Here is a 23,778-nt window from a genome sequence, read left to right on the forward strand (position 1 = left end):
GCAGGTCAGCCTATCAGCATCTGCACCGTTTCGAGGAGTATCCCCTGATCGAAGGCACCCTTGACGATGTAGGCCTGGGCCCCGGCCTCCAGCGCCTGTCGCTTGTGCTCGTCTTTGGACAGGGAGGAGACGATGATCACCGGGACCTCGCGGTATTGCTCTGAAGCCCTCAGCTGCCGGGTCAGCTCGAAGCCGTTTATGCCCGGCATCTCGACGTCGGAGATGATCAGTTCGAAAGTGGCGGAGGAGGCCTTTTCCAGGGCGTCCTCTCCCGAGACCGCGACCTCCACGGGATAGCCATGGGCGAGGAGTATGCTCTGTTCCATGGTCCGCGTGGTGATGGAATCGTCGACCACCAGTATCCGCGGGCGCACGGGGGACCGCTCCGACTCGCAGGGCCGCAGGCTCGGGTGCACGCGGTCGCTGGTCGCGGTGAAGATGTCCGGAACGTTCAGGATCAGGGCGGGATTGCCGTCCCCCATGATGGTGGCGCCGAACAGGAAGCGGACGTTCTTGAACTGCTTCCCGAGCCCCTTCACCACCACCTCGGAATTTCCAAGGTGGGCGTCGACGGTGCAGGCGATGCGCTGGTCGCAGAGCTTGAGCACCACCGCCGTCAGGGCGCGGGGGTGCTTGCCCGGGGGCGCCGGGAGCTCGAGGAGTTGCGACAGGTCGTACAGCGGCGTGGTGACACCGCGGACCTTGATGACTTCCCTGCCGTTCAAGGTGGTTATCTCCGGGGCGCGGACCTTGAGGATCTCCTGCACGTAGTTGATCGGGACGGCAAAGGTCTCTGCGCCGCTCACCACGATCAGGGCCTCGAGCACCGAAAGGGTCAGCGGGAGCTGCAGGGTGATCTGGGTGAAGTGCCCGATCTCGCTCGCCAGGGTCAGATTTCCCTTGATCCGGTCCACATTCTTTCTCACCACGTCCATCCCGACGCCGCGCCCGGAAATGTCGGTGACCTCGCTGGCGGTGGAGAAGCCCGGTCTGAGGGTGAGGTAGAGAGCCTCCTCGTCCCGGAGCGTCTCCGCCTCGCGCTCATCGATCAACCCCCGGGCCACGGCCGTGGCCTTGATCCGGGAGGGATCCATGCCTCTGCCGTCATCCCGCACCTCCACCAGCACCAGGCTTCCCTCATGGCGGGCGGTCACCCTCACCGATCCCTGCGGCCTCTTCCCCGAGGCCTTTCGCTCGGCGGGTGTCTCGATCCCGTGGCAGACGGCGTTGGTCAGCAGATGGATCAACATCGGTTTCAGCCCCTCGAGGAGCATCCGGTCCATCTCGATCCCCCCGCCGATCACGTCGAAGCTCACTTCCTTGCCGAGCCGTTGGGAAAGGTCCCGCACCAGCCGGTCGAAGCCGTCCGAGATGCTCTTCAGGGGAAGCATCCTCAGTCCCATCGCCTTCTCGTGCATCTCGGCGATCAGGTAGTCAAGGTAACGGACATCCTCCTCGAACTCCCGCCGGAAGGGGAGAAGGAGTTGGGCTGCCTCCTCCGGCACCGTCCGCTCGATCTCGGTCAGACGCCAGAGCTTGGCCTCCAGCCGCTTCTTGTTGATGATCATCTCCCCGATCAGGTTGACCATGGCGTCGAGGGTCCTGACGTTGGCCCTAACCGTCTCGCTAAGCTGCTCATCTCCGCTTTCCCGGCTATCTCCGACGACGGCACGTCCCACCTCTCCCCGCTCGTAGTCGGCCACGAAAGTCTCCACATCCAGGGAGGGGGCTTCGCCTTTGGACAGGGCCGAGGTGATCAGGGCCACCGCGTCGGTCCCCTTGAGGAGGAGATCGATGGCCGCGGGGTCCACGGCGCGGGAACCCTCCTCCATCCCCTTCAGCTGCTCCTCCATGGTATGGGTGATGGCGCTGATATCGGAGAGGCCGACCATGCGTGCCGAGCCCTTCAGGGTATGGGCGTTTCTCAGCAGTTCGTGCAAGAGGCTCGTGCGGGTCGGGTTCTTCTCCAGCACCAGGAGGCCGCTTTGCAACGAGGCGAGATGTTCCTCTGCCTCCCGGCAGAAAATCTCGATGTATTTCTTCGCCATCTACGCCTCTTTCTCGGTGATCTCCCTGAGGCTTTCGGCAAGCTCCAGGATCTCGGCGATGGCCCTTTCGGTCTCGTTGGCGCTCATGGCCACCTGCTGCGCCACGTCCCGCACTTCAGACATGGTCTCGGCCATCTGCTCGCAGGCCGAGGTCTGCTGCTGGGTGGAAAGGGAGATCTCCTTGGCGGTCCGGGAAGTCTCCTGGGCGGTCCCCACGATGGACGAGAAGGAGAGCTGCACCTTGTCCACCAGGTTGGAAGCGGCGTCGACCGCCTTGGTCCCTTCCTCGGTGACCATGATGGTGTTGTTGGTGGCGCGCTGGATCTCCCCGATCAATCCGTTTATCTGCCTGGTCGCCTCCACCGTGCGGTCGGCGAGCCTCTTCACTTCCTGCGCCACGATGGCGAAACGCTTCCCTGCCTCGCCCGCCCCGGCGGCCTCTATGGCTGCGTTCAGCGCCAGCAGGTTGGTCTGGTCGCTGATCTCGTCGATGATCTCGATGATCCCGCCGATCTTCTGGCTGTTGTCCCCCAGTTCCAGCATGCTCTTGGCGATGCTCTGCACCTGGTTGCGGACCTGCGTCATCCCCTCGATGGCGTTGGCCACGTCGTCCCTGCCGGCACTGCAGTTTTCCGCCGTGTTGTCGGCCACCGATTCCACCGACCTGGCGTTGGCGGTGATCATCTTGGCCGTTATGGCGATTTCCTCGGAGGTCGTGGTCACCTCCTGGACTGCGCTGGCCTGCTGGGTGGCCCCCGAAGCCTGCTGGGCGCTGATGGCCATCATCTCGTTGGCGGCGCTGGAAAGCTGGATCACCGCGTCCTTCACCGAGGCCAAAAGTCTCCCGCTGCGACCGATCTCCTCCTTGAGGTCGCGGACGATCACGGTGGTCATCACGTTGAAGGCCTCGGCCAGCGCCCCGATCTCGTCGTTGCTCTCCACCGGGATGGTCTCGTCGAGGTTCCCCCCGGAGATCCGGTGCGCGGCAGCGGTCAGGTTGAGAAGGGGGCGGACGGCGCGGCCCACCACCAGGAGGATGGTGATGCTGGAGATGACGAGCATGAGGAGCATGCTCCCCACCACCTGGTTTCTCAGCGCAGCCGCCTTCTGCTCGGTCTTGACCATCGAGAAGCCGACCCTGAAGACCCCCCAGTGCTTGCCCTGTACGAAGACCGGCACAGAGAGGTCCCACATCTTCTCGCCGGTATCGCGCTGGTAAACCTGCTTGAGAAAAGGCTGCTGGTTGTGCGCCGCAGCCAGTCCCACCTCGTCGTTGAATATGCGCTTGGTGCGGTTCGCGTTCCGGTCCTTCTCCCGGTCGCCGGTGAGGGGAGCGGAGTATTTGGTGTTGTGGGTCGGGATGTAGCCGTTTCGGTCGGTCACCACGGCAAAGACGACCTGGTCGTCCTTGAGGAATTCATCCTCCAGGGCCTGGATCGCCCCATCGGTGAACCTGTCGTAGGCTGTATGGTACTTCTGCGGTTCCGTGTTGGGGATGGCGACATATTTGTCGTCGAAGAGCTGGTCCATGGTCAGCTGCCCGCCGGAAACGGCCTCGCCGAGGATGTGCTCCATGGATCTGGCGCCGGTCTGGGCCAGGATCCTCCCCTTGGAAAGGAGCTCCTGTTCCATGTTGGCCCGTCGAGAGCGTACGAAGTAGATGGAGAACGCGGTCATGATGACCACCAGGACCATGATGAGAACGCTGACAATCTTTACCGAGAGTTTCTTCGACATGTGCACCCCTTGCCCTGCGACATTGTAAGGTTCATTGAATAAAAGGACTGTGAAGCTACGGCTCACCCGCCACGATTTCCGGGGAGGCGAGGAGGGCCGCCAGGTCGAGGAGGATGATCGCGCCCTCGTCCGTGTTGAAGTGTCCCCTGACGAACTCCCGGCGCGCCCCGGCGCTCCCGTGCTGGACCGGCTCGAATGTGTCGAAGGTGAGCCCCTGCACCCCCAGGGCCGCCTCGGCCAGGATCCCGGTGGCGAAGGAGTCCGATCTGACCACGATGATCCTTCCCTTACCCTCGAACTCGGGGTGGGGCAGCCCCAGCATGGGGCGAATGTCCATGGCGGCCGTTATCTCCCCTCGCAGGTTGAAGATGCCGGTGATCAGGCTCTGCACAGAAGGAACCCGTACCAGCCTGGGGATGCGGATGACCTCGCAGGCGTACTGGGTCTCGAAGGCATAACGCTCTCCCCCCAGCACGAAGACCAGGCACTCCAGCAGTTCGACTGCCGCCGACTCCTCATCGGCCAGGGCCTGCCAGTATTCCTCCCGCATCCTGCTCAGCACGGCATTTATGTCATATGACTCATCATTACGCACGGTCATATCAGCTCCTAGGTCGGTATGGGATATCGACGGTTGTCTCAGGCGACCTGCGCCAGCGCGTGGTGCAGCTGCTCGAGGCAGTTCTTGCGGGAAAGACCGCCGGAGTAGGGGACTGTCTCCTCATCGCGGTAGCCGGTCAGGATCCTGATGGTGTTCCTGATCTCCCTGGCCGCTTCCGGAACGCGCCCCTGCCTCAGGTGCAGTTGCCCCATGTGATAGTGCGGCATGGCGAAATTCTGGTCCAGAAGGAGGGCCTTGCGGTACTCCTCGGCCGCCTCGCTCAGCATGCCCCAGGCGTCGAGGACCATGCCGCGGAGGAAGTAGGCCTCCGGGAGGAGGTCGTTGATGCGCAGGGCCTGGCAGCAGCTCTCCAGTGCCTCCTCCAGGCGTCCCTTGGCCGTCAGGATGAAACCTTTCAGCACCAGGGCGGCCGGAAGGGCGGGGGAATGCTTCAAAAGCTCCTGGAGCTGATCGAACGCCTCCTCGAGCTGGTCCGACTCGAAGAGTTCCCGTGCCGACTCCAGTCGGGTGGATGAATTGGTTTCCGTGTGCGCCGTCGGCGAAAGAGGCAGCGCCGCCGGCAGCTGCGGCTGAGCCGGAGGTGGCGGTGAGACCGTCCCCTGCTCCTTCTTGACGTAGTAGAAGCTGTCCTCGCGCCGCCTGATCTCGAGCTCGGGATCACGAGGCAGCAGAGACTCGGCGTGCCCCAGGAAAAGTTGCCCGCCCGGCTTTAGGTGTCGTGCGAAGTTGCCCAGCACGCGCGGGGCTGTCTCGGGGCAGAAATAGATCAGGACGTTGCGGCAGAAAATGGCGTCGAGGTCGATGAGTTCGGAGCAGAAGTCGCCGGAGCAGGGAACGGAGAGATTCATCTGGTGGAACTTGACCAGGCGCTTGACGTCCTCGCAGATGGCGAAGCTCTCTCCGGAGCGGTTGAAGAACCGCTCCTTGTCCCTTTGGGTTGTGGTCCTCAGTGACCAGGCGCCGTAGATCCCTTCCCTGGCCCTGGCAAGGGATTGGTGGTTAATGTCGGTGGCGATAACCTTGATGTCGCGGTCTCTCCAGTTCGGTACCGTCTCCATGATGGTCATGGCTATGGAATACGGCTCCTCGCCGGTCGAGCAGCCAGCCGACCAGATCCGTAGCGGTTGGTCGGGCTTCGCCGAGACCAGCAGTTCCTTCAGTGCGTCGAAATGGGCGGGGTATCGGAAGAAAAAGGTCTCACCGACGGTGAGGAACATGAGGAGTTTCTGGAGCTCCTGCCTGCTCTCTCCGTGCCGTTTCAGGTAGTCCAGGTAGCCGCCGCAGCTGTCGAGGTGCAGGGCGGTCATGCGCTTTTTGATGCCGCGCCACAGTGCCGACCGGTTGCGCTGTTCGAAGTGCAGACCGGTGCGGGAACGGAGGTGGCCGCAGAATTCCTCGTAGACTTCATGGTCGAGGGTGAGGGGAGTGGCCTCAGCGGCGGGCCTATCCCCGATAACTGCGAGGTCCTCGAGGAGGCGGTTCAGGTCGAGGGGGAGGGGGATGAGATCGAAGACGTCGAGGAGTTCCGCCTCCAGCTTCGGCGATCCGGTGATGACGATGACCGGGACGTTGCGGGGGCCCTCAGGGGTAAAAACGCGACACTCGGCGGCGGCGAGGGGAACCTTGTCCGCCTTTACCGCCACTAAAACCACATCGGGTCTCTCTTGCCGGATCGCCCGTTGGGGATCCTTTCCCTCCGCCAGAAGGATCGGTGCATGCCCAGCGGCGGCCAGTGCCCGGCAAAGGTGATCGGTGAAGCTACCGTCATCGGTGATCAGCAGAATCTTCAGTGCCACGGTCAATCCTTGTCGATGCTGGAGACGGGTGGTGTTGCAATAATCTGACACGGTGTTATAGCCGAGCCGCAGCAGCCAAGGCGGCCGTTAACCCGTGACAGGCAAAGACTCTTTACTGGACCAGTAATGGATGGCGGATATTAGATAATTCGCCGTATACGGTCAACTAAAATTAATCTCATTCTAGAATATCGTTTTGAAACCAAGGGTTGGCTGAGATAAATGGAGGCGCGGCGGATGCGTCGAGGCAGGCGGGTGGGGTGGGGGGCGATTAGCGGTGAAGATGGCAGGGGAGCATGCTGTGGGTGCATGCTGTGGGTGCAAAATGCGGCCTCACCCGGAAGGGCGAGTCGCATCTCGATGACTCCAGCCGCTCCTTACCTGAAGTCGCGGTGGTTCGGGTGAGTGCAGAGATAGCCATCACCGAAAAGGAAGGCGTAGTTACACCGGTACCTTCCTTCTTCCGCAAGGCAGTTGGAGAATTCAGCGTTGATCTGCTGGGTACGGCACCCCTTTGACGGTGATGCTTCCTTCGTGGTCTCCTCGGTCTGCTGCTCCATTGTGCTGCCTCCTCGATAGCTGGCGGTGTTTGCTCATGATGAAAGCTATCCTCACCGTCCAATTATATACAGTGCCAAAGATTTTCAAGCCCCTCTGAATTTTTTTTAATCATGAGCCTTGGTCGGAGTGGTCTTCATGATGGAAAATGTGGCCGATACTTGACCTTGAATTAATGTGCGTTAATCTTTCGCGGGGTTGCCTGGAATTTAACTTGAATCGTGCCCGATGAAGCAGTCGAGTTATTACAGTCAAAGGAGGGAGTATGAAAAGGTCTGTCTTTATCTGCTGCTTGCTCGTGGTGATGACGCTTCTTTTCGTTGGTTGCGGCGGTGGCAAAGGAGGAACCGTCGTGCAGCCTACCACCGGGTCCATCAAGGTCGTGAACAACTCGTCCAGCGGCGTTACTGCTGTCTATATCGCCCCCACCTCCGAAGGCTCCTGGGGGCAGAATCTCATTTCCGGACAGGTCCTTGCCACCGGCGAGTCGCACCTTTTCGAAAACGTCGCGCCCGGCAGGTATGACTCGAAGGTCACCATGTCCAGCGGAAACTCCTACACCGTCTATAATGTCGAGGTCGTGGCAGGGGCTTTGTCAGTTATCGTGAATCCTTCCACAAATACCCGCCCCGTTTTGCAAGATCCCGCAGAGGCCGAAAGCACGGGACGCTCTGAGTACGTCGCTCCGGACGGACAGGGGCCTCCCAAGGATTAGCAGGTAACACCCTGAGTGGAGGCTTCCCCCAACCGCAGGAAGGAAGCCTCCACTTCATAAGATCGCCCCTCACTTCGCCCGCTCGTATCCTTCTCATTGGCAGCTCTGTCAAACCGCCGACAAAAGCCTACTAGATCGATAAACAAAACTTTCATTTTTCTTGACTGTTTTGATTTATTTCAGTATCTTCCAAAAACTCATTTACCGCTGGGGTATTTTCCGTGTCGGTGGCACAATGTGCGGTGAGGAAGACTTTGAGGATAAGCGGTGGCAGATACTGACCATGAAGATTGATCAGGATAAATTGCAGGAGCTTCTCACCCGTGGCGGGCTTCCCGTGTCCGCCGATGAGTTGAGACGGGAAGAGAACGTCTTCCTGGTCGGGGGGAATCTGCCCGAGCGCCAGACCCTGGAGACTCTCTTCGAGAGCCACTACCAGTGCCACGCCGCGCTTTTCCACCTGACCTTCGGGGAGATCCACAGCTTCCCGAACGGCGAGACCCTGGCCAGGATGATCAAGAAGAACTTCAACGTCCATCTGGTCGGCAGGCTCGACTTTCCCGCACCGCCCCAACTCATCGAGCGTGCTTATGCCGCCGGAGTGGACATCATCGACCTTCCGCTGGCCCGTCATCAGGGGGGCGCTGGCCGCGATGTCCTCGAGGAAGGGTGGCGCCGCTCCCTCGATTGTGCCCGCACGGTCTTCCCGCGCTGGTCCGTGGTCTCGACCCTGGTGGCGGGGGAGGAGCCGGCGGCGTCAACCATGGCCAGCATCGATGCCTTGCTGGCGGCCGAGGTGGTGCCGCTGGTGACCCTGTCAGACCGCGTTCTTCCCGTTTGTACGCCGGAAGAGCTTTCCGCCATCTTCAGCCACCTGCAGCACGGCTGGCGCAGGAAAAAGGCGGTTTTGAAGCCGCTGCTGCCGTTGATCTACCTCTCTACCCCCTTTGTTCCCGCAACTTCAAAAGGGATGGTGCGAGGCCTCATCGACAGCATCGACGATCGCCGTCTCCTGGCAGCCTCCGATCTGAGGCGGATCCTGAGGGTGAAAGAGGTGGCGGAGTCGTTCGAATCGGCAGGGCTGTAGTTTGACGGGAAGAAGGGATCACTGATGGACATGGACAACAACCAGCTTTTTGACAAGCCTCTGAAGATAGACAACCGCCCGATGTGGCTCATCCTCCTGGACAAGACGGCACGCTACCAGGTCATGGCCGCAGTTGCCGTGGTGGTCGCCTTCCTGATCCGTCTTTCTCCGCCGGAGGGTCTTTCTCCCGACGGCTACCGCTCGCTGGTCCTCTTCGGAGCCACCATCTTCTTCTGGATCTCAGGCCTCCTCCCGATCGCGGTGACCGCGCTCCTCTCCATGGTGATGCTCCCTCTGCTCGGGATCATGGATGCCAAGAAGACCTACTCCATGTTCGGAAACGAAGCGGTCTTCTTCATCCTCGGTGCCTTCATCCTGGCCGCGGCCATGACCGGTACCGGAATCTCGGCCCGGCTGGCCCGCACCATGCTGGCGAAGTTCGGCAGAACCCCCACCAGTCTGGCCATCACCGTCTTCCTCCTCTCGGCCTTCCTCTCTTTCATAATGAGCGAGCACGCCGTGGCTGCCATGCTCTTCCCGGTGGTTGCCGAGATCTCGACCGCACTGGGGCTGGAGAAGGGGAAGAGCAGCTTCGGCCGGCTCCTCTTCATGTCCATGGCCTGGGGATGCATCATAGGCGGGATCGCCACCTTCCTGGGGGGGGCGAGGGCTCCGCTGGCGGTCGGGCTCCTCAAGGAGGCTACCGGGCTTCACTTCTCCTTCATGGAATGGACCACCGCAGCCTGCATGATCGTACTTCCCCTCCTCATCATCGCCTTCGTCCTGCTCATCAGGTTCTTTCCCCCCGACCTGGAGGACGTGGAGGTGGGGCGCAAGTTCCTCAACCACAAGAGGCTGGAAACGGGGAAGATCGGTTACGACGAGATACTGACGGCGGTGGTGATGGCAGCTACCGTCGCCTGCTGGATCCTGCTCGGGGAGAAAACTGGTCTCGCCGCCATTGCCATCCTGGGAGCCTCCGTCCTCTTCACCTTCAAGGTCGTGTCCTGGCAGAAGATCGAAGAGTACGTGAACTGGGGGATCATCCTGATGTACGGCGGCACCATCGCCCTGGCCTCCGCCCTCGAGAAGACCGGCGCCGCCGTCTGGATAGTCAGGAAGGGGCTGGGAGGCTTCTACCACTCGCCGCTGGTGGTGATCGGCATCATCTCCCTGGTGGCCATCATCCTGACCGAGTGCATCAGCCATGCAGCCGTGGTGGCCATTCTCATGCCGGTCGGAATGGGACTGTGCAAGACAACGGGGATGGACCCCAAAGTCATGACGCTCTCGATCGCCCTCCCGGCCGGTCTCGCCTACTGCCTGCCGATGGGAACTCCGGCGACCGCCATAGCCTACGCCTCGGGGTACCTGAAGAGCCGCGACATCATCGTCTCCGGAGTCGTGGTCATGGCCATTTCCTGGGCCCTTTTCATGGCCTCCGTGGTCTTCGTCTGGCCGCTGATCGGCCTCAAGATCTGATTTACCCAAGGCAAATGAGAAAAAAGCTGGACGCCGCCGATTACTTGTGAGAAGTTCCGGGTGCGACGGTGACCCGCTGTTAATGCAGCCAAGCATTGTACCGGGTGATCCGTGGTGAAGAGAAACCTTTGATCACGGTGCCGATGCGGTCGAGACACTGGCTGCCACCTTGGCGGTTAACCAGGCTGCCGGCACCGGATCCTCAGGGAGGGGCTTGAGCCATGGCCAAGAAAATCTTCATAGCTGCCACCGGGCAGAACGTCGGTAAAACCACCACCAGTCTTTCCCTCCTTTATCTCGCCCAGAAAAAGTACAACCGCATAGGCTTCATCAAGCCGATGGGTCCGAAGCCCTCCGTCTACAACGGCCGCTGGTTCGACAAGGACGCCGTGCTCGTGGCCCGCGTCTTCGGGCTGCAAAAGCACCTCCCCTTCATGTCCCCGGTGGTGGTGCACCCGGACACCACCCGCAGGGTCGTCGACGGAGAGATCAACATCCCCGAACTGCAAGAAAGGATCGTCGATTGCTGCCGTGAGCTGGAAAAGCAGTGCGATTTCCTGGTGATAGAGGGATCCGGCCATCCGGGGGTCGGTTCGATCATGAAGCTCTCCAATGCCCGGATAGCCCAGATGCTCGGTGCCCCCATCGTCATGGTTACCGGCGGGGGCTTGGGCAACGTGGTCGACAACGTCTACATGAACCTGGCCCTCTTCCGGCAGGAGCAGGCGGAGGTGAGGGCGGTCCTGATCAACAAGATCCTTCCTGAAAAGCGCAAGAAGACCATCGACTACATGACCAGGGCCTTCGAGGATGAATCATTCACCGTGGTGGGAGGTTTCAACTACCAGCCGATCCTGGCGAACCCGACCCTGTGCCGGATCAGCAATCTGCTCGGCCTTCCCCTCCAGGGAAACAGGCGCGATGCCGGCCGCATCATCCACAACGTCCAGATCGGCGCCGCCTCCACCCAGCGTGTGACCGAGCTGCTGAAGGAATCGTCGCTGCTACTGGTGACGAGCAGTCGCGACGAGCTCCTGGTCACCCTGGCGAACCTGTACCAGATGAGGGAGTACCGGGAGAAGATCGTCGGGCTGATCATTCCCGGCATCAGTCCTGTCAGCACCATCACCCAGCGCATCCTCGATTGCAGCAGGATTCCTTACCTGAGAACCTACGAGCACACCACCACCGAGCTTTATCGCATCATCACCGAGGACGTCTCCAAGATAACCGCGGAGGATAAGGAGAAGCTTCAGCTGGTAAGGACCCTCGCCGAAGAAAGCATCGACTTCGAAACCCTGGACCGGCTCTTTCCCTAGCTTTTCAAGTAGTTCCCCTGTCTGGTCGTGAAGGGATGCTTCATACCTCGATCCTGAATTCAGCACCCCTTTCCGCATTGCGGACCGTCAGCCGGCCTCCGAGGTTCTTCTCTACGATCGTTTTGGACATGGACAGACCGACTCCCGTTCCTGCCGTCGGTCCCTTGGTACTGAAATAGGGTTCGAAGATCTTGTCCATGATGTCGTCCGGCACGCCGCCCGCGTTATCGGTTATGGTGACCACGGCCTTGCCTTGTTCCGCAGATACCGTTATCACCACCTTCGGCGCCTCGATCCTGCGCTCCACCAGCGCATCCTTGGCGTTTATCAGTATGTTCAACAGTACCTGCGAGAATTCGTTGGGAAATCCCTCAATGGCAGGGTCCGCCCTGGCAACAACCTCCACCTCCACCCTCTGCTCCTTCAATGTCCCCTGAACAAGCGACAGGGTCTTGTCGACGATCTCATTGACGCTGAAGTACACCCTCTCCTTGTCCGGCTTGAAGAAGTTCCTGAAGTCGTCGATGGTTCGCGACATGTGCTGGATCAGCTCCATCGCCCGCCTTACATATCTCTTCAGGTACTCCCTGGTCACCTCGCCGAGTTCGTAGGTGAGCTCTACCTCCTGGACCAGCAGCGCCAAGGCGTTCAGCGGTTGACGCCACTGGTGAGCGATGTGGCCTATCATCTCTCCCATCGCCGCCTGCCGCCCCTGTACCATAAGCAACTGGTCCTTTTCGTGCAGTTCTGCCGTTCTTTCCGCGACCCTTTTCTCCAGTTCCTGGTTCAGCTCTTTCAGTGCCGCCTCGGTCTGCTTCCGTTTGGTGATGTCCCGGATGATGACGAAGGAGCGCGGCGGGTCCCCCGGCACGATTACCGAATCGGCCTCTCCGGTGAAGACCTCGCCGTTCTTTCGGACGTACGATAGCTCCACGTTGATGAAACGCCCTTTGAGGGTTCGTTCATCCGCCGCGGCTGCATGACGGGGGTCGTCCTGGCAGATCAGCCCCTTGCGCCCGATCCTGCATATCTCATCCTCCGGTCTGCCGAACATTGCGCATGCCGCCGGATTGGCGGCCGCGATCTCCCCGGAAGGAAGAGTGAGGAAGACCGCATCAGGGGTCCCCTCGAAAAGGGAACGGAACCTCTCCTCGCTTTCGCGCAGCGATTGAGTGGCACGCTCCCGTTCCATCTCGATTTCTTTTCTCAGCTCTATCTCTCTTTGCAGCGATATGTTGGTCGAGGACAGTTCCTTGAAGATCAGGTCGAACGGTTCTTCAATGCCTGTGGCGACAATGGCTTCATAGATCATCAGGAAGGAGAAGAGTTTGAAATAGTGTCCTACCAGGTTCGACAGGCCGTAGTTGTCGATATAGATGGTGAAGGTGATCTCGGAGACGATGGCGAAGACGATGGAGAGGAAGATGAGTCTGTGCACGCGGAGTGAGAAGAACCGCCCGTTCTTCACCAGCATGTACAGACTGGCGGCCAGGATGCCGCATATGGCGTATTCGCTGTAAATCTTGAAAGTGGTTAACCCCTGCCCGGGGATAAAGCAGACGGGGAAGGTCTTCCAATAGAAGATGCTGGAGACCAGCAGCCAGGTCACAACGAGGTAAGTGATGAACAGCAAGACCGGCTTTACCCTCTTCTCCGCATAGAGAAAGACAAAGGCGACCAGCAGGGTGATGCTCTCCATGTACCGGGCCGCAACCCAGAGCTGGTTGGCATAGTAGTCGTAATCATGGAAGATCGGCATCCCTTTGTATGAGAGGGTGTGCAGCAGATCCAGAGTTCCTATGAAGAGGTAGGAAATGCCGACCATGATCAGGTAGGGGTTTTTTATGTACTGAAGGGAATTCCAGGTGAGGATGAAGACGGTTGCCGCGATGATGATACTGAGAAGTTCGATGATGCTATGAAAGAGGAGATAGTTGACCCAGGTCGTGAAATAGAGACCCACGACTACGGCAATGACAGTGAGGCTGTAACGCCGCCGGTTTCGGCCGGGGCGCAGTTCGAAAACATCCATGGTTAGACCCGAGAAGGTACCTGTTACAGGATGGGGCGGACGGGAAGGAGCCGCCGCAGGGTGCCGCTGGAAAGCTTCCTTCGGGATGACCCATCTATTTTATGTAGGCAGGGACGGAATGCAACGGGTGGCGATTAAACAACTGCATGAAATTCCTGCCTCTTTACTTCCGGAGCGATTCGGAGCACCCCTGAGCCTCCAAGAGGCGCCCGGGCCGGCCGGTGTCGTGAGGCAACCGGTGATATCGAATCTGCCCGTGGCTTGCCAATGTTGAACACGCGAGTGTGCGCTATACTTCCTACCGTGCCGATTCCGGCCTTCGGCGACAGGCGAAGGGGGGAGGCGCGACGCAGCGGGACGTCCTCCCGCACGTCCCGCACGAGCCATTGTCGGGAGGATACAATGCCAACTGCACCAACGAGTACTCTTACTGTTCAGGGTCGACAATTCGAGTTCTACCCTCTGCGTTCGGTTTCGGGGCAGCAGCGGCTGCCCTTTTCCCTGAAGGTCCTGCTGGAGAACCTGCTCAGGCACGGCGACGGCAGGGGAGCCGAGGCGCTGGCCGCCTGGGATCCGGCCGCCGAACCTGAGGTCGAGATCGCCTTCACCCCTGCGCGGGTCCTGATGCAGGACTTCACCGGGGTGCCCTGCATGGTCGACCTGGCGGCGATGCGCGACGCGATGCGGGTACTGGGGGGGAATCCGCGGGTGGTAAATCCCCTGGCCCCGGCGGAGCTGATCATCGATCATTCCATCATCGCCGAATCGTTCGGGACAGCGGACGCCTTCCAGAAGAATGCTGAAATCGAGTTCCAGCGCAACGGCGAGAGGTACCAGTTTCTTCGCTGGGCGAAGCAGGCGTTCGACAACCTGGCAGTCGTGCCGCCCAACACCGGAATCTGCCACCAGGTGAACCTGGAGTACCTCGCTCGCGGTGTCGTGGTGAAGGCCGGGGTCGCCTTTCCGGATACCCTGGTCGGCACCGACAGTCATACCACCATGATCAACGGGCTCGGGGTGGTCGGCTGGGGGGTAGGCGGCATCGAGGCCGAGGCGGCCATGCTGGGACAGCCGGTATCGATGCTGATACCGAAGGTGGTGGGCTTCAAACTGCACGGCGCCCTCCCCAAAGGAACCACCGCGACCGACCTGGTGCTGACCGTGACCGAGATGCTGCGCCGGCACGGGGTGGTGGGAAAGTTCGTGGAATTCCACGGCCCCGGCATCAGTTCCATCTCGGTCGCCGATCGTGCCACCATCGGCAACATGAGCCCCGAGTACGGTTCGACCGTGGCCATCTTCCCGGTGGATCACGAGACCGTCAAGTACCTGCGTCTGACCGGCCGCTCGGAGGAACAGGTCCAACTGGTGGAGGCGTATTACCAGGCGCAGGGGATGTGGCACGATCCTGAAGTTGAGCCGATGTTCAGCGAGAAGCTGGAACTGGACCTGGGATCGGTAGTTCCGTCACTGGCTGGACCAAAGAGGCCGCAGGACCGGATACCGCTGGAAAAGAGCAAGGATGCCTGGCGAAGCGCCATCAAGGGTTATGTCTCTGCTCCTGCCAAGGAGCCTCAGCAACCGAAGGCGCCTGCCCCTTCGGAAGAGCCGGAGCCAGGCGGGGTCGACGAAGCCGGCGCCGAATCGTTCCCGGCCTCGGATCCCGCCGCCGCTTTCGAGGAGAAGGCGTGTGACCGACCGCATCCGGTGGTGGAACCGGATGATTCCGGTCGCCCCCGCAATCCGTTCCGTACCACCGTAGAAGGGGAGGAAGCCGTCATTGACCACGGTTCAGTCGTGATAGCCGCCATAACTTCCTGCACCAACACCTCGAATCCCGACGTCATGCTGGCCGCGGCGCTTCTGGCCCGGAACGCGGTGAGGAGAGGTCTGAAACGCAAGCCCTGGGTGAAGACCTCGCTGGCTCCCGGTTCCAAGGTGGTGATGGAGTATTACGACCGTTCAGGTCTGCGAGGCGACCTGGAGAAACTCGGATTCTATCTCGTAGGCTATGGTTGCACCACCTGTATCGGCAACTCCGGACCGCTCGTCCCGGAGGTAAGCGAGGCGGTGAAAGACCACGATCTCGCTATAGTATCGGTGCTGTCCGGCAACCGCAACTTCGAGGGGAGGATCAATCCCGAAGTGAAGATGAACTACCTGGCATCACCGCCTCTGGTTGTAGCCTATGCACTTGCCGGGTCCATGGACGTCGATTTCGCGAGCGAGCCGCTCGGCGCTGATGCCGAAGGAAAACCGGTCTATCTCGCCGATATCTGGCCCGCGGAGGATGAGGTGCGAAAGATCGTCTCGGAGGTGCTGGCGCCGCAGATGTTTGGCAGGTCGTACGCCGACGTTTTCGCCGGGGAAGAAAAGTGGCGCACGATGGAGGTGCCGGGGGGGACGGAATACCTTTGGGCGGACCAATCGACCTACATCCGGCGCCCCCCTTACTTTGACAGCATGCCCGCGGCGCCGGCGCCGCTGACCGATGTCGAGCAGGGGAGGGTGCTCGCCTTGCTGGGAGATTCCGTGACCACCGATCATATCAGCCCGGCAGGTTCGATAAAGCTCGATTCTCCCGCCGGGAGGTACCTGATCGAGAAGGACATACGGAAGGAGGATTTCAACTCGTACGGTTCCCGGCGTGGCAACCACGAGGTCATGATCCGCGGCACCTTCGCCAATATCAGGTTGCGCAACCTGCTGGTCCCCGGCACCGAAGGCGGAGTAACAAGGCACCTGCCGGATGGGGAGGTGCTCTCCATCTTTGATGCGGCTGAAAAGTACCGGGCCGAGAAGGTCCCCCTTGTGGTGATAGCGGGCAAGGAATACGGCTCCGGGTCATCACGCGACTGGGCCGCCAAGGGAACGATGCTGCTCGGAGTGCGGGCCGTGATAGCCGAGTCTTACGAGCGGATCCATCGATCCAACCTGATCGGCATGGGAGTCCTTCCGCTGCAGTTCCTCCCCGGAGAGAGCGCCAAGTTGCTAGGGCTGACCGGCCTGGAGTCGTACACCGTCAGGGGAATTGCCGGGATGGGAGGGGAGGGGAAGCGACTGAGGGTCCAGGCGGACGATAAGGAGTTCCAAGTCATAGTCCGCATAGATACCCCGACCGAGGCCGACTATTTCCGCCACGGCGGGATCCTGCCCTTCGTGCTGCGGCACCTCCGGGGGATGTCGCGGGATCTTCCCTGACGGTACATGATGGGAAGGGCGAGGGGGCGGAGCCGGTCCCTTGAGCACCGGCTGATGCGGCGGACAGATGCGGTTCAGGTCGGTCGCCCTCCGGTTGTGAAAAAAAGAAAAGTGAAACAAACGAAACGGTTCTCTGTCAGGCACAGAGAACCGTTTCGTCGTTCCTGGCAATGCGTATTGTCATGTCTGACAACCTCTTTCCCGGAACTATATCTCAAAAAAAGGTTGTGCCCTTCCCCCCTTGACAAAGGGGGGAAGGGGGGATTTGGTTTGTTTGAGCTGGCAAAATCCCCCTCGATCCCCCTTTGTCAAAGGGGGAAGGTCCTATGGTGTTGCAGTACCTTTGATTTGGACATAGCTCCGCTTTTTTCGGCAAACCAAAGGATGTGAAAGAAGAGTATGGTTAAGTTTGTTTATTAAAATTGAACTTCAATATTCTAACCTTATCGGTGATGTTAAGTGTAGTTTGAAAGCTACCGCTAATTCTAAAAAGTTACGGTTAACCGGAGTTATAGCCCATACCGCATTAATCCCCTGAGGCAACAAAAAAATCACATCTCGAATAGGTAGTTCAAGGAGCCGAGATCATTTCTGCTTTACCGTTTACAATTTCGACTTGCTACCATTACCCTCTACACAATCTTTCTACTGGATGGAGTTGTCGGCCGGTAATGTCTTGTTTAATGGAAAGGAGATTACTATTATTTTTTTGTAATTGAATTGACAAAACATTTTGCATGTTTTATGAGTATCCCCCCATCACTTGAAAGAGGTGGAGCCTGATCTGAAGCTAAGACTGGCCTTCGCGCAGTCGATGGTACGAGAATTTAAGCGAAATAACAAAGACATAGCAGATTCATCACCGAAAAGGCAAACCCGGGGTAACCCGGCGACGCAAAGCCACCTATCCAATGCACCTGCCTGCGCCTAGGCCGAAGGTTGGAAAGAGGGGTTGTAGAAGTGGCTGTTTCAAGGCCTACCCTTCTCGTGGATAGGCCTTTTTTGTTTTTGATAATGTGAACTTTTATGGTTTTAGGCTTGTAAGGAGGGCGGGAATAGATGGCATGGGAAAACTTGAAGAACGGCTCCCTTAGGGGAAAGAATCGCCGGATAACGATCTTTGCCTGGGCGTATCTTCTCCTGATCACGGTGTTGGCCACCCAGTCCCTCGCCGGCGTCGACATGACCGTCTTCGGACCCAAGCGGTACGACCGCACGAAGGGGGCGCCGAACGTCTACACCGATACCTTCGAGCGCTGCAACCCTTCCAGTCTCGCGCTTCTGCGGGTCACCAACGGAGACGGCAAGAGTACCTCCATCACCGCAGGCCGGATATACGTCAACGGCACCCTTATCGTAGACGAGAACGATTTTAAACAGCAGACTTACCTCATCGAAAAGCCGCTTGCTGTGATGCAGACCAACGAGCTCAAGGTCGAGCTGAAAAGTTCCAGCCGCGACACCTCGTTCGTGATCATTGAGATCATCGGCAAGAACTGCGACTCCACTCCGCCGGTCATCTCCGCATCCTCCCCGGCGGACGGCGCACTCCTCAAGACCCCCCGGCCCACCATCTCGGCCAGCTACAGCGACGAGAGCAACGGTTCTGGAATCAACACCGCAAGCGTAACCATGGTGGTAGACGGCACCGACGTCACCGCTTCGGCCTCGGTCGGCGCAGGCAGCATCAGCTACACCCCGACCAGCGACCTTCCCGACAAGACGCACACCGTCACGGTGACCGTTGCCGACCGCGCTTCCAACAGCTCGAGCCTTCCCTGGGGATTCACCACCGATACGGTTGCTCCCTCCTTCGGTGATATCACGCCCGCTCCCGGCTCCTTCCTCAACACCCCGGTCATCACCATCTCGGGAACCATCAACGATCCGCAGGCGAGGGTGACCCTGAACGGCATTGAGGCCACCGTGTCGTCCGGCCGTTTCAACATGGACGGGTTCCGGCTCCACGAGGGGAGCAACACCATCAACATCGTGGCGGTCGATAAGGCGGGAAATGAGGCGACCGGCAGCTTCACCCTCAACCTCGATACCGTCTCCCCCACGATAGACATCCGGACTCCGGTCAAGGACCTGCTGACCAACAAGGCGCCGGTGACGGTTTCCGGCAAGATCAGCGAGGAGCTCACCTCGGTCACTGTGAACGGCGTCAAGGCTCAGGCAACCGGCACCGATTACTCCTTTGCCTACACGCTGAGCGAAGGACGCAACACCCTGACCGCCGTCGCCACCGACCGGGCAAAGAATACCGGCAGCTACTCGATAGAGGTCACCCTCGACTCCATCGCGCCGGACAAGCCGGTGCTGGCGAAACTTGCCACCCCGACCAACGTCGCCACCGTCACGGTGAACGGCACCGCCGAGGCCGCCTCCACGGTCAGGGTTTCGCGGGGCGGAGCCCTGGTAGGGACGGTCACCGCCGATGCAGCGGGTAACTTCACCCTGCCGAACGTCACCCTCAACGAGGGGGACAACACCTTCAGCGCCACCGCCACCGATGCCGCGCTGAACGAGAGCCAGGTGTCGGACCCGCTGACCGCCACCCTCGATACGGTGCGGCCGGTGGTGAAGATCACCTCCCACGCCGAGGGGCAGTTCCTCAACACCCCGACCGTCGTCGTCTCCGGTACGCTGGATGACGCGACCGCCAGGGTCACGGTCAACGGCCAGCCTGCTGCTGCTACCGCCGGTGGTTTCGAGTTAGCCGGTTTCACCCTCACCGAGGGCGCCAATACGGTCTCCGCCAACGCCGTCGACCCCGCCACCAACTCCGGCACCGACAGCATCACCGTCAACCTCGATACCGTCGCCCCGACCGTGACCATCACATCGCCGGTTAATAACCTCCTCACCAACAAGTCCCAGGTCACCGTATCGGGAACCATCAGCGAGGAGTTCACCACCGTAACCGTCAACGGCCTCGCCGCCAGCGTGCAGGGGAAGGAGTACACGCTTTCCTACAACCTCGTGGAGGGGCTCAATACCATTACCGTCATCGCCACCGACCGGGCTCAGAACAAGGGTACCGCCGGCGTCGTGGTGAACCTGGATTCGATCGCGCCAGCCAAGCCGGTCCTGGAAAAGCTCAAGACCCCGACCAACGTCGGCGCCGTGGTCATCAACGGTACGGCCGAGGCCGGCTCCACCGTGAAGATAGCGAGGGGCGGAGCGCTGCTCGGCACGGTCACCGCCGATTCCACAGGGCACTTCACCCTGCCGAACGTCACCCTCAACGAGGGGGACAACACCTTCAGCGCCACCGCCACCGATGCCGCGCTGAACGAGAGCCAGGTCTCGGACCCGCTGACCGCCACCCTCGATACGGTGCGGCCGGTGGTGAAGATCACCTCCCACGCCGAGGGGCAGTTCCTCAACACCCCGACCGTCACCGTCTCCGGAACCGTGGACGACCCCACCGCCGAGGTCACCGTCAACGGACGCATGGCGGAAAAGACCGGCGGCGGCTTCAGCCTCGCCGGAGTGTCCTTGGTCGAGTTGGCCAACACGCTGACCGTCAGGGCGGTCGATCCGGCCGGGAACATCGGGACCGACAGCGTCACCGTCAACCTCGATACCATCGCGCCTGTCATCACGGTCACTTACCCGGTTGCCGACTCTTTCCTGAAGACCCCGGGCATCACCGTTGCCGGTGGGATCAATGAGCCTGTCACCGAGGTGACCGTCAACGGTGCCGCCGCCAAGCTCGAAGGCCAATCCTTCACCCTCCCGGTCACCCTCGCCGAAGGGCCCAACGGCTACACTGTCCGCGCCAAGGACCGGGCCGGCAACGAGGGATCCATCGTCGTTCCCGTGAACCTCGACACGGTGGCCCCGGTGGTCACCATCACCGCACCGGCGAACGGCCTCCTCGCCAGCAAGGCGCCTGTCACCGTATCCGGTACCCTCAGCGAGGATTTCACCACCGTCACCGTCAACAAGATCCCCGCCGCAGTCAGCGGCAAGAGCTTTACCCTGGCCTATACCTTGACCGAGGGCGATAACACCCTCACCGTCGAGGCCACCGACCGCGCCGGCAATCCCGGCAGCTCCTCGGTTACCGTGACCCTGGATTCGACCGCGCCGGAACCTCCGATCCTGGACCCGATCAAGACCCCGACCAACGTCGCCACCCTCTCCATCAAGGGCAAGGCGGAGCCGAACGCCACGGTGAAGATTTCCGCCGGCGGGGCGCTGATCGGCACTGTGGTGACTGACGCACAGAGAAACTTCTCCCTGGACAACGTCGCCCTCACCGAAGGCGAGAACACCTTCAGCGCCACCGCCGCCGACAAGGCCGGCAACGAGAGCGGAGCCTCCACCGTCAAGGTCGTTCTGGATACCGTGCCTCCGGTCATCACCGTGACCGCACCGGCGGCCGACAGCTTCCTCAACACGCCGCAGATCTCCGTCACCGGGAGCGTCAACGAAGCCCTCTTGAGCCTGACCGTCAATGACCAGGCAGTAACCGCGACCGGCACCGACTTCCAACATTCCGTTACCCTCGCTCAAGGGCCCAATACCATCACCGTGGTAGCCACCGACCTGGCCGGCAACCCCGCGACCAAGACCGTTCCGGTTAATCTCGATACCACCGCCCCGGTTGTCACCATCACTGCGCCCGTTTCCGGCGCCAGCACCAACGCAAAGGTCGTGACCGTTACCGGCACAATCAGCGAGGATTTCACCACCGCCACCATCAACGGCACCGCGGTGACCGTCGCGAATCAGGCCTTCAGCTTCGCTTACACCATGCACGAGGGCGACAACACCCTCACCGTCGAGGCTACCGACCGGGCCGGCAACAAGGGGAGCGCCTCGGTCACCAGGATGCTCGACAGCGAATTGCCGGTAGTTTCGGTGGTGGCTCCGGCCGAAGCAGCGGCTGGCGCAAATGTAACCATCCTCGTCAACGGCAGCGACAACGCCCTGCTGAACCTGGCCGAACTGAAGGTGGATGGTGTCGCCATCTGGTCGGCAACGACCGGCCCCCTCACCTCCGAGCCTGTCTCCTACCGGCTCTCCCCGACCCTCAAGGCAGGGACGGAAGTGCAGCTGGCAGTCCGGGGTGTTGACCACGTCGGCAACCAGGGGAGTGCAACCGCCAGCATCAAGATCACACAGTCGGCGGACGGCCCAGGCTACATCCAGGGCAAAGTCCTCAACGACCAGCGAGGCCTCCTCCTCGCCGGAGCCGAGGTGACCATCACCGACGCCAAGGGCGTGTCCTCTGTGCTGACCACCGCGGAGGACGGCGGCTACTTTGCCGAAGCCGCCGCGGGCTCGGCCCTGATCAGGATCGCCAATTCCGGTTACACCACGGTGGAGCGTATCGTTACCGTACTGCCGGAGTTGAAGAGCACCGTGCTCGACGCGAGACTCACTCCGCTGAGCGGCAAGGTGAACCTGGTCGACAGCGCCGGCGCCCAGATCAAGGTTCCGCTCGCCACAGGGGCTGCCGCTCCGGCTGCCGAAGTCGTCGTGCCTGCGGGTGCGCTGGGCGTGCAGGCGGACCTGCGCCTGACCCAACTCGGCAACCAGGGTCTCCCCGGCGTGCTTCCTGCTGGCTGGTCCCCGATCGCCGCGGCCGATCTCAGGCTCTACGATTCCTCGGCCGGGACCCTGGTGGAGAACCCGCCCCGTTTCGCTGCTACCCTCAAGTTCCCGGTGCTTCCTGTCGCCTCCCTTAGCGCCGCCACGCCGGTGGTTCTCGCCGCCTACGATGCCGCCTCACATGTATGGGTAGCCAAAAGCAACGCCGTCCCCGCGGCCGACGCCTCGAGTGTCAGCGCCGCCGTGGACGGCGTCGGGAAGTATGCCCTGCTGGTGGCCGACCCGGCGCCGAACGCGCCGACCGCTGCCGAGCAGGGCAAGTCGCTCTCTCCTGCCGCAACGGCAGCCGTCAATTTCGATCTGACCAGGGCAGCCGGAAAGGTACTGCCCCAGGCCTCGCCGCCTGCGACCGGACTGAGGGCCGCAGGGGAGCTGGTCCTCTCCGCGGCCGACGGTGCCGACCCCGCGCCGCAGTTCACCTCCGGCCTGGTGGTCTCCAGCCGTGTCACCGAGAGGTTCGACCTCCATTCCGGCGACCGGATCGAGCCCCCGGTCTACAACCAGGATCTGGTCCTCTATCGCGTCCCCTGCGTGACCAATATCGGCCAGGGCGCCCTTACCGAGGCGGTCTCTGCCAGTCTGCGCGCGACCTTCCCGATCTCCCCGTCGAAGGACTTCACCATCGTCGACCTGCTGCTGGGCAAGGTCGGCATCGATATCCTCAGGCCCGACGTGGCGGCCGATGGCGGCGTCATGGTCGGGACCGACGGCGCAAGGCTCCTCGACAGCGACGGCAACGTGCTGGTCATCCCGCCCGGCGCTCTCTCCCAGACCGTGCCCGTTGTGACCAGGAACGCCAAGCCCGCGGCCGGCGCGGTCGGCTCCGAATTCACGCTGATCAAGGCGGTGGAGCTGAACCTGACCCGCCAGACTTTGGCCTCCTCCGCGACCATCTCGATCCCGCTTCCCGAGGGGCTCGACCCGGCCCTGCCGCTGCTGGTCGCCAAGGGAGTCGACGTCAAGGGAGTAACGAGACTTAAGCTCGTGGCCGTGGCGAAGACCAGCGGCTCCTTCATCAGCTCCGATCTCACCGCCGCGGGAATCACCCTTCCCGGCATAACCACCTCCGGCGTCTACTACTTCCTGCAGGGCAAGGGGACGACCGGCTTCGTGAGCGGGACGGTCACAGGCGCGACGGGCACGGCCTTCAGGGGAGCCCTGGTGAAGACCGATACCGGATCGCTGATCGACCTCTCCGCGGCCTCGGGGAGCTACCTCCTCGCAGCTCCGGCAGGGGCCTTCAACGCCACCGCGATAGATCTCGGCACCAATGACGAGGGAAGCTCCGCAGGATCCATCGGCGCGGCCTACCAGGCTGTGACCGTCAACCTGTCGATCCAGAAGCTCGCCCCGCGCGTGCTCACGGTGACCCCCGCCGACCAGGCGGTGAACGTGCAGCCGAGCACCCAGGTGGTGGTGACCTTCTCCAAGAGGATGGACAAGACTTCCATCACCAGCAGCACCCTGAAGGTCGCGAAATCCGACGGTTCGGCCGTGGCCGGGGTGATCTCCTTCAACGTCGACGGCACCGCCGCCACTTTCTATCCGGAAGC

The 23,778-nt window shown here is 61.2% G+C and carries 12 protein-coding genes and 1 riboswitch; of the genes, 6 read left to right on the forward strand and 6 right to left on the reverse strand.

The genetic code is table 11. From position 1 onward, the window contains the following. Positions 1 to 5: 5 nt before the first annotated feature. The 5 genes from AC11W3_RS10465 to AC11W3_RS10485 all read right to left on the reverse strand — a co-directional run bounded on the left by AC11W3_RS10465 (position 6) and on the right by AC11W3_RS10485 (position 6,763). On the reverse strand, positions 6 to 2,048 hold the full coding sequence (locus AC11W3_RS10465; RefSeq protein WP_484092132.1) for a hybrid sensor histidine kinase/response regulator: 2,043 nt from the start codon (positions 2,046 to 2,048) through the stop codon (positions 6 to 8). After that, positions 2,049 to 3,785: a methyl-accepting chemotaxis protein gene (locus tag AC11W3_RS10470; protein WP_484092133.1), complete on the reverse strand. Its 1,737-nt coding sequence runs from the start codon at positions 3,783 to 3,785 to the stop codon at positions 2,049 to 2,051. Between the two features lie 55 nt (positions 3,786 to 3,840). Beyond that, a complete protein-coding gene (locus AC11W3_RS10475) occupies positions 3,841 to 4,386 on the reverse strand; it encodes a chemotaxis protein CheW (RefSeq protein WP_484092134.1) in 546 nt (181 codons plus the stop codon). A 38-nt stretch (positions 4,387 to 4,424) separates the two neighbouring features. Then, complete coding sequence (locus AC11W3_RS10480) at positions 4,425 to 6,203, reverse strand: CheR family methyltransferase (protein ID WP_484092135.1); 1,779 nt, start codon at positions 6,201 to 6,203, stop codon at positions 4,425 to 4,427. A gap of 377 nt (positions 6,204 to 6,580) precedes the next feature. Further along, positions 6,581 to 6,763 (reverse strand): hypothetical protein, encoded by a 183-nt coding sequence (locus AC11W3_RS10485; protein ID WP_484092136.1) that lies wholly within the window; start codon positions 6,761 to 6,763, stop codon positions 6,581 to 6,583. Positions 6,764 to 7,026: 263 nt separating this feature from the next. On the opposite strand from AC11W3_RS10485, the gene AC11W3_RS10490 reads away from it, so the two are divergent. From AC11W3_RS10490 to AC11W3_RS10505, 4 genes are all read left to right on the forward strand, one after another. Continuing rightward, positions 7,027 to 7,476, forward strand: coding sequence for a hypothetical protein (locus AC11W3_RS10490; protein ID WP_484092137.1), 450 nt, complete (start codon positions 7,027 to 7,029; stop codon positions 7,474 to 7,476). 283 nt (positions 7,477 to 7,759) lie between these two features. After that, positions 7,760 to 8,563, forward strand: coding sequence for a hypothetical protein (locus AC11W3_RS10495; protein ID WP_484092138.1), 804 nt, complete (start codon positions 7,760 to 7,762; stop codon positions 8,561 to 8,563). Between the two features lie 24 nt (positions 8,564 to 8,587). Beyond that, positions 8,588 to 10,045 (forward strand): SLC13 family permease, encoded by a 1,458-nt coding sequence (locus AC11W3_RS10500; RefSeq protein WP_484092139.1) that lies wholly within the window; start codon positions 8,588 to 8,590, stop codon positions 10,043 to 10,045. A gap of 221 nt (positions 10,046 to 10,266) precedes the next feature. Then, positions 10,267 to 11,364, forward strand: coding sequence for an AAA family ATPase (locus tag AC11W3_RS10505; RefSeq protein ID WP_484092971.1), 1,098 nt, complete (start codon positions 10,267 to 10,269; stop codon positions 11,362 to 11,364). Between the two features lie 40 nt (positions 11,365 to 11,404). On the opposite strand, the gene AC11W3_RS10510 is transcribed toward AC11W3_RS10505, so the two are convergent. Then, entirely contained in the window at positions 11,405 to 13,396 is a 1,992-nt protein-coding gene (locus AC11W3_RS10510; RefSeq protein WP_484092972.1) for an MASE3 domain-containing protein, read from the reverse strand. 402 nt (positions 13,397 to 13,798) lie between these two features. On the opposite strand from AC11W3_RS10510, the gene AC11W3_RS10515 reads away from it, so the two are divergent. After that, the gene (locus tag AC11W3_RS10515) at positions 13,799 to 16,597 is read left to right on the forward strand and encodes an aconitate hydratase (protein WP_484092973.1); all 2,799 of its coding nucleotides are present in this window, start codon (positions 13,799 to 13,801) and stop codon (positions 16,595 to 16,597) included. 859 nt (positions 16,598 to 17,456) lie between these two features. Then, a riboswitch (cyclic di-GMP riboswitch) is annotated at positions 17,457 to 17,557 on the forward strand. 99 nt (positions 17,558 to 17,656) lie between these two features. Next, a partial coding sequence (locus AC11W3_RS10520) for an Ig-like domain-containing protein (protein ID WP_484092974.1) occupies positions 17,657 to 23,778 on the forward strand: 6,122 nt, incomplete at its 3' end.

This window comes from Geomonas sp., assembly GCF_056994735.1.

Coding starts and splice junctions, on each gene's coding strand:
- AC11W3_RS10465 (WP_484092132.1), bottom strand. CDS start 2,048: ATGGCGAAGAAATACATCGAGATTTTCTGCCGGGAGGCAGAGGAACAT.
- AC11W3_RS10470 (WP_484092133.1), bottom strand. CDS start 3,785: ATGTCGAAGAAACTCTCGGTAAAGATTGTCAGCGTTCTCATCATGGTC.
- AC11W3_RS10475 (WP_484092134.1), bottom strand. CDS start 4,386: ATGACCGTGCGTAATGATGAGTCATATGACATAAATGCCGTGCTGAGC.
- AC11W3_RS10485 (WP_484092136.1), bottom strand. CDS start 6,763: ATGGAGCAGCAGACCGAGGAGACCACGAAGGAAGCATCACCGTCAAAG.
- AC11W3_RS10490 (WP_484092137.1), top strand. CDS start 7,027: ATGAAAAGGTCTGTCTTTATCTGCTGCTTGCTCGTGGTGATGACGCTT.
- AC11W3_RS10495 (WP_484092138.1), top strand. CDS start 7,760: ATGAAGATTGATCAGGATAAATTGCAGGAGCTTCTCACCCGTGGCGGG.
- AC11W3_RS10500 (WP_484092139.1), top strand. CDS start 8,588: ATGGACATGGACAACAACCAGCTTTTTGACAAGCCTCTGAAGATAGAC.
- AC11W3_RS10505 (WP_484092971.1), top strand. CDS start 10,267: ATGGCCAAGAAAATCTTCATAGCTGCCACCGGGCAGAACGTCGGTAAA.
- AC11W3_RS10510 (WP_484092972.1), bottom strand. CDS start 13,396: ATGGATGTTTTCGAACTGCGCCCCGGCCGAAACCGGCGGCGTTACAGC.
- AC11W3_RS10515 (WP_484092973.1), top strand. CDS start 13,799: ATGCCAACTGCACCAACGAGTACTCTTACTGTTCAGGGTCGACAATTC.